Origin of the sequence: Azospirillum isscasi (assembly GCF_030849505.1) — a bacterium.
GTDB lineage: Bacteria > Pseudomonadota > Alphaproteobacteria > Azospirillales > Azospirillaceae > Azospirillum > Azospirillum isscasi.
Window position 1 is genome coordinate 1 of sequence record NZ_JAUJFI010000225.1, and the last position, 7,019, is coordinate 7,019.

The following is a 7,019-nucleotide window of genomic DNA, read 5'->3' on the forward strand; positions in this document are numbered from 1 at the left end:
GCCGTCCGGCGGGTCGATGTTTGGCGGGTCGATGTTCGGTGGGGCGGCAGGCGGTCCGGCGGCGGATCTGCCGCTGGGCGCCAGCGAGGCCGGGGCGAGCGCCCGCGCCCGCGCCGGGGAGGCCCGCAGCCTGGAGGAGCTGGAGTCGGCGCTGCGCGCCTTCGACGGTTGCCCGCTGAAGGCCACCGCCATGAGCACGGTTTTCGCGGACGGCAACCCCGCCGCCGCGATCATGCTGGTCGGCGAGGCGCCGGGCGAGGACGAGGACCGGCAGGGCAAGCCCTTCGTCGGGGTCAGCGGCAAGCTGCTGGACCGCATGCTGGCGCAGGTGGGGCTGGACCGCGGCAAGGTCTACATCAGCAACATCCTGCCCTGGCGCCCGCCCGGCAACCGGTCGCCGACCCAGGCGGAGATCGCCGCCTGCCTGCCCTTCCTGGAACGGCATGTCGAGCTGGTCGGGCCGAAGGTCCTGGTGCCGCTGGGCGGGACCTCCGCCAAGACGCTGCTGAACCGGGCGGAGGGCATCACCCGCCTGCGCGGACGGTGGTTCGACTACGCCTCCCCCGGCCTGCCCGGCCCGGTGCCGGTCATCCCGATGCTGCATCCGGCCTATCTGCTGCGCAACCCCATCGCGAAGCGCGAGGCGTGGCGCGACCTGCTGACCTTGCGCCAGCGCTTCCCGGACTGACGTTCCCGAACTGACAGTCCGGGCGGGAATGCCGCGGGGACCGCAGCAGCCCCCCTCTCAATCAATGCCGAAGCATCACTCCGCCGCCTGCGGGCGGGCCGGCGGCACGATCTCGCCCTTGCGGTTCAGCGCCTTCGCCAGCGCGTCCAGACGGCGCTGCACCGTCTCGCCGGCGGGCACGCTGAAATCGTCCGGCAGGGTCAGCACCAGCCGCTCCCCCGACACCTTCAGCGCCGTGCGCTGCAACAGGGCGGTCGCCCCGCCGGTCAGCGTGTGGGCCAGCCGCAGGGCCAGGCCCAGCACCAGCGCCTTGCGCGCCTGGGCGTCGCTCAGCAGCGCCCGCGGGCCGGCGGTCACCGCGCTGGCGGTGGCCGGGCCGTCGATGGAACCGGCGTAACGGGCGTAGACAGCCAGCGCCAGGAAGGCCCGCTCGTCATGGTCGATGCCGGGGAAGGGGTAGCGCAGGATGCGCTGGCAGGCGTGCTCCGCCCGGTAATCGGGATGCTCGGCCCAGCCCACGTCGCTCAGCAGGCAGGAAGCCCGCCGCAGCCGCAGCGCCGCGTCGTCCTCCCCCGCGAAGAGGTTCCCGGTCCAGGAAACCAGCAGGGCCGGGTCGCCGATTCGGACGAAGCGCTGCGCCCAATCCTCCGCCGCGGCGATCAGCGGGTCCTGCCGCTGCGTCTCGGGGTCGAGCAGTGCGTAGAGATGCCCTTCCCGCAACCCGAACGCCGAGAAGACCACGCTGGACGGCTGGGCCATCCGCAGCAGCCGTTCGAACACCAGCGCCGCGTAGGGGAGCGTGTCCACCCGCCGCCGCGACCCCGACATCTTCTCCAGGGAGGAGCGGCTCTGCTTGGCGATCAGCGCGGCGAAGTCCCGCGCCTCCGCGAAGGGCACGGTGTAGTGGTGGATGATGTGCAGCGGGTGCTTCACATGCTCCATGTGCAGCTTGGCCAGGGCCCGCCAGCCGCCGCCGACCGGATAGAAGGGCTTGCCGCGAAGCTGCGCCAGCCAGTCCAGCTTCTCAAGATGCTGGTCGATGGCGCGGACCAGCCCGTTCGGCTTGGCGGGATTCAGCTCCATCAGGCGCAACGGCCCCAGCGGCATCGTCAGATGCTCGCCGATCAGGCCGCGCTCCATCCGCACCAGCTCCAGGCTGCCGCCGCCCAGGTCGCCGACCAGCCCGTCCGCGGCGGGGGTGCCGGACAGCACGCCCATTGCGGACAGCCGCGCCTCCTCCTCGCCGCTGATGACGCCGACCTCCAGGCCGGTGCGGTCCTTCACCCGCTGGACGAAGGCCGCGCCGTCGGCGGCGTCGCGCACCGCCGCCGTGGCGATCACGTCCAGCCGCCCGACCCGCATGCCCGAAGCCAGCAGGGCGAAACGCTCCAGCGCGTCCAGCCCCTGGGCCACGCCGTCCGGGTTCAGGCAGCCGGTCTTCTCCACCCCGCGGCCCAGGCCGCACAGGACCTTTTCGTTGAAGACCGGCAGGGGCGACCGCTTCAGCGCGTCATAGACCACCAGCCGGATCGAGTTGGACCCGATGTCGATGACGGCGATCCGCTCGCCCTTCTCGACCGTGGCGGCCCTGTGTTCCTGCGCCGACGTCATAGGCAACCGATATCCTCAATCAAGTGACCGTACGGAGCTTCAACCGCGGCGGCGTCTTTTTGCTGCTCAACGCGCTGCCGCGTCCCGACAGGCTGGGGTTCGTCATGAAGTAGTTATGGGCGCTGAACGCGTCCGGGCCAGCCTCGATCCGATGATAAACGCCGTCCGGGCCGAGTTTCCAGGTGTTCGCCTCGTCCTTCAGGTTGGCGACCATGATCTGGTCCAGCACCTGCTCGTGCACCGTCGGGTTCTCGATGGGCACCAGCGTCTCGATGCGGCGGTCCAGGTTGCGGGTCATCCAGTCGGCGGAGGAGATGAACAGCTTGGCCTGCGGGCTGGGCAGGGCGTGGCCGTTGGCGAAGCAGATGACGCGCCCGTGCTCCAAGAAGCGCCCGACGATGCTGCGCACCCGGATGTTCTCCGACAGGCCCTTCACGCCGGGGCGCAGGCAGCAGATGCCGCGGATCACCATGTCGATCTGCACGCCCTTCTGCGACGCCTTGTAGAGCCGGTCGATGATCTCCGAATCGACCAGCGAGTTCAGCTTGACCCAGATGTGGGCGGGCTTGCCCGCGGCGGCGTTGGCGACCTCCGCGTCGATCAGCTCGCCCAGACGCTGGCGCAGCGTGATCGGGGCGATGGCGATCTTCTCCAGCAGCTTCGGCGTGGCGTAGCCGGTCATGTAGTTGAACATCACCGCCGCGTCGTGGCACAGCGCCGGGTCGCAGGTGAAGAAGGACAGGTCGGTGTAGACCTTGGCCGTGATCGGGTGGTAGTTGCCGGTCCCGAAATGGACGTAGCTGCGCAGCGCCTTGTTCTCGCGCCGCACCACCAGCGACACCTTGGCGTGCGTCTTCAGATCGACGAAGCCGTAGACCACCTGGGCGCCGGCGCGCTCCAGGTCGCGCGCCCAGCGGATGTTGGCCTCCTCGTCGAAGCGGGCCTTCAGCTCGACCAGCGCGGTGACCGACTTGCCGGCCTCCGCCGCTTCGATCAGGGCGGCCACGATCGGGCTGTCCTTGCTGGTGCGGTACAGCGTCTGCTTGATGGCGACCACCTGCGGGTCGCGCGCCGCCTGCCGGATGAACTGCACCACCACGTCGAAGCTCTCGTACGGGTGGTGGACGACGATGTCCTTGTCGCGGATGGCCGCGAAGCAGTCGCCGCCGAAGTCGCGGATGCGCTCCGGGAAGCGGGCGTTGAACGGGCGGAAGACCAGATCGGGCCGCTCGTCCACGATGAGCTGCCGGGTGTCCGACAGGCCGATCAGCCCGTCCAGGATGAACACGTCGTCGTTCGACACCCGCAGCTCATGGCGCAGGAACTCGCGCAGGTCGGCGGCCATGCCGGCGTCGGTGGCCAGCCGGATGACGATGCCGCGGCGGCGGCGCTTCAGCGCGCTTTCGAAGGTGCGGACCAGATCCTCCGCCTCCTCCTCGATCTCGATCTCGCTGTCGCGCAGCACCCGGAAGACGCCGTGGGCCTTCACCTGGAACGGGGGGAACAGCCGGTCGATGAACATCATCACCAGCTTTTCCAACTGGATGAAGCGGATCTCCGACCCCGGCAGGCGGATGAAGCGGTCGAGCTGCGCCGGCAGCGGCACCAGCGCGTCGAGATGCCGCCCCTTCACCGGCTCGTGCAGTTGCAGCGCCAGCGAGAAGCCCAGGTTGGGCAGGAAGGGGAAGGGGTGCGCCGGGTCCACGGCGATGGGCGTGAGGATCGGGAAGATGTCGTCCAGGAACTTGGCCTCCAGCCAGTCCTTCTCCCCCTCGGTCACGTCCTCCGCGTTGATCACGGTGATGCCGGCCTCGCGCAGATCCTGCTTCAGGCTGCGCCACATGGCCTGCTGCGCGTTCATCAGATCGACGATGCGCTGGTTGACGGCGGTCAGCTGCTGGGCCGGGGTCAGGTTCTCGGCGCTGGGGGTCTTCACCCCGGCGGCCACCTGCCCCTTCAGGCCGGCGACGCGGACCATGTAGAATTCGTCGAGGTTGCTGGCCGAAATCGACAGGAACCGCAGCCGCTCCAGAAGCGGGTGGTTCGGGTTGGACGCCTCGTCCAGGACGCGCTGGTTGAAGGCCAGCCACGACAGTTCGCGGTTGATGAAGCGCTCCGGCGCGTCCGCTTCGATGCAGGTCGTTTCCAGATCCTGAAGTTGGGTCACAGCAGCCTCGGGCTTTTGCGTGAAGGGTGGTGCCGCTACAGTCCGGCTGGGCCGGACCGCCCGCCGCCAGCCGGCGGGAACGGCAACCTACCCCAACTGCGTTACGGTTTTGGGTCAGTCACCATAATACCGCCGCCACGATAATACCGCTGCGAAAACAGTCGCACCCCCCAGCGAACTGCGCCGCACCCCGCTCTTTCCAGGAGGAACACCCCCGCGATGAAGACCCTCTACCTCATGCGCCACGGCAAGTCCGCCTGGGACGATCCGTCCCTGGACGACCACGACCGCCCGCTGGCGCCGCGGGGGAAGAAGGCGGCCCGGCTGGTCGGCCACCATCTGAAGGACCGCGGGGCGCGCATCGGGCTGGTGCTGTGCTCCACCGCCCGGCGCGCGGCGGACACCGCCGACCGCCTGCTGGAGGTGATGGACGCGCCGGACATCCCCGTGGAGCGCGAGCGCGGCCTCTACCTCTGCGGGGCGCGCGTGCTTCTGGAGCGGCTGCGCGACGCGCCGGATTCCGCCGACTCGCTGATACTGGTCGCCCACAACCCGGACCTGCACGACCTCGCGCGGGAACTGGCCGGCGGCGGGGAGGAGCGGGACCGGGCGGCGCTGGCGGAGAAATTCCCGACCGGCGCCTGCGCCGTTCTTCTGTTCGAATGCAGCCGCTGGGCCGACCTAGACATCGGGGCCGGGCGGCTGGCCGATTTCATCCTGCCGCGCAAACTCTCTTAACGCCCTTTTCCGTATGGGGTATTTCAACCCCGAACCGAGCAGGCCCGGAACAGAGCAGGAGTCGCAGCCCCGTGTCTTCCGCGCCCCAGAATGCCGCAACTTCCGGCGTGTCCGCCGTGCGCGAGGTGGAGATGAAGCTCCACCTCGATCCACGCGATCTTCCCCGCGTTCCGGATCTGCCCGCCCTGAAGGCGGCGGCGGAGGGCGCCCCGGCGGTCCGCAACCTGCGCACCGTCTACTACGACACGCCGGACCGGCGGCTGTTCGCCGGGGGCGTGGCCCTGCGGGTGCGGCAGGACGGCGACCGCTTCGTGCAGACCTTGAAGACCATCAACGCCGCCGCCCCCGGCGACTCGGCGGCGGTCGCCATCCGCAAGAAATGGGACTGGGCCATCGCCACGGCCTCCCCGGACATGGCCCCGCTCGACGCCGAGGGCGTGGCCGCCCTGGTGCCGGAGGAGGCGCGCAAGGCCCTGGCGCCGCTCTTCACGACGGAATTCCGGCGCACCACCCTGCTCGTCCGCCCCGACGCCCTGACCTCCATCGAGGTCGCGGTGGACGAGGGGGAGATCACCGCCGGCAACGCCCGCACCCGCATCAGCGAGGTCGAGCTTGAGCTGAAGTCGGGCCGCGTCGGGCGCCTGTTCGACCTCGCGCTGACGCTCCAACGCAGCGTGCCGGTGCGCATCGGCACGGAGAGCAAGGCGGAGATCGGCCACCGCCTCGTCACCGGGCGCCCGCCCGTCCCGGCCCTGCCGGAGCCGCTGGGCCTCACCCCGGTCACCACGGTGGCCGAAGCCCACCGCCACATCGTCCGCCATGGCTTGCGCCTGCTGCTCGCCAACGAGGCCTGCGCGCTGGCCGGGGGCGACGTGGAGGGGCTGCACCAGATGCGGGTCGCGCTGCGCCGGCTGCGCACGGCCATCCGCCTGTTCCGGCCCCTGACCGGGGAGCCGGACGCCTGCCGCGCCGGGGACGGCATCCGCTGGTTCTCCCGCCAGCTCGGCCCGGCGCGGGACTGGGACGTGCTGCTGTCGCAAGGGGTCGAGCCCTTCGCGGCGACGGGGAAAGCCCCCGCCGACACGCTCACCGCCCTCGCCGCTGCGGTGCGGGAGGCCCGGCGGGCGCCCGCCCAGGCCGCCGTGGAGGCGATCCAGTCGCCGCGCTGCGCCGGGCTGATCCTGGCGCTCGGTTCCTGGCTGGAGGACGGGGCGTGGCAGTCGGGCGCGGCGCCGGAGATCCGCGCCCAGTTCGACCGCCCGATGGCCGCGGAGTTCTTCCGCGGCCTGTACGCTGAAACGGCAACGGTGCCCTTCATTGCCGCGCTGGACGCCCTGCTGGGCGCGCTGGACGCCGAGCACGACGCCGCGCTGGCCCGCGGCCTGTTGAGCGGCCTGTCGGAGGTTCAGCCGGAACACCGGCCCGCCGCGGATGCGGCCGCCCGCTGGCTCGCCAAGCAGGCCGACAAGCGCCGCAAGGCGCTGCCGGGACTGTGGAAGGCGTTCCGCGACAAGGCGGTGTTCTGGTAAGGCCCGGCCCTCGCCCCCTCCCCCGGCGGCCCTCCCCCGCCCCCGGCGGACCGAAGGTCCGCCCGCCGCGTCAGGGCAAACCTTTGGTTTGCGCGAGAGCTGCGCAGGGAAGGGTTAAAGCGGATTGCGATCCGCTTTGGACCGCGACGGTGGTCCCGGTCGCCCATGCGACCGAAGCCGGCTGGCGAATGAAGCGATATGAGTCTAAATGGTGCATCCGGCAAGATGAGGGAATTTTAGCGGCGCGAGCGGGTTGAAGGGGAAGTTCCCCTCCAAGGTGGCGTGC

5 protein-coding genes are annotated in these 7,019 nt (G+C 70.6%); 3 read left to right on the top strand and 2 right to left on the bottom strand.

Features of this window, described 5'->3' with window-relative positions:
• Positions 1–688: uracil-DNA glycosylase (locus QSG27_RS26620; RefSeq protein WP_306711541.1), on the top strand; the 688-nt coding region annotated here is incomplete at its 5' end.
• Positions 689–763: 75 nt separating this feature from the next.
• Here QSG27_RS26620 and QSG27_RS26625 read toward each other — a convergent pair.
• Both QSG27_RS26625 and QSG27_RS26630 read right to left on the bottom strand, forming a co-directional pair.
• Positions 764–2,299, bottom strand: a complete 1,536-nt coding sequence (locus QSG27_RS26625; protein WP_306711543.1) for a Ppx/GppA family phosphatase — start codon at positions 2,297–2,299, stop codon at positions 764–766.
• A 19-nt stretch (positions 2,300–2,318) separates the two neighbouring features.
• Positions 2,319–4,466, bottom strand: coding sequence for an RNA degradosome polyphosphate kinase (locus tag QSG27_RS26630; RefSeq protein ID WP_306711545.1), 2,148 nt, complete (start codon positions 4,464–4,466; stop codon positions 2,319–2,321).
• A gap of 219 nt (positions 4,467–4,685) precedes the next feature.
• On the opposite strand from QSG27_RS26630, the gene QSG27_RS26635 reads away from it, so the two are divergent.
• Together QSG27_RS26635 and QSG27_RS26640 are read left to right on the top strand one after the other, a co-directional pair.
• Positions 4,686–5,204, top strand: coding sequence for a SixA phosphatase family protein (locus QSG27_RS26635; protein WP_306711547.1), 519 nt, complete (start codon positions 4,686–4,688; stop codon positions 5,202–5,204).
• A 71-nt stretch (positions 5,205–5,275) separates the two neighbouring features.
• Positions 5,276–6,733: a CYTH and CHAD domain-containing protein gene (locus tag QSG27_RS26640; RefSeq protein WP_306711549.1), complete on the top strand. Its 1,458-nt coding sequence runs from the start codon at positions 5,276–5,278 to the stop codon at positions 6,731–6,733.
• Positions 6,734–7,019 lie beyond the last annotated feature (286 nt).

What these genes read in the sequence shown, in the direction of transcription:
- QSG27_RS26625 (WP_306711543.1), bottom strand. Translation starts at nt 2,299, where the DNA reads ATGACGTCGGCGCAGGAACACAGGGCCGCCACGGTCGAGAAGGGCGAG.
- QSG27_RS26635 (WP_306711547.1), top strand. Translation starts at nt 4,686, where the DNA reads ATGAAGACCCTCTACCTCATGCGCCACGGCAAGTCCGCCTGGGACGAT.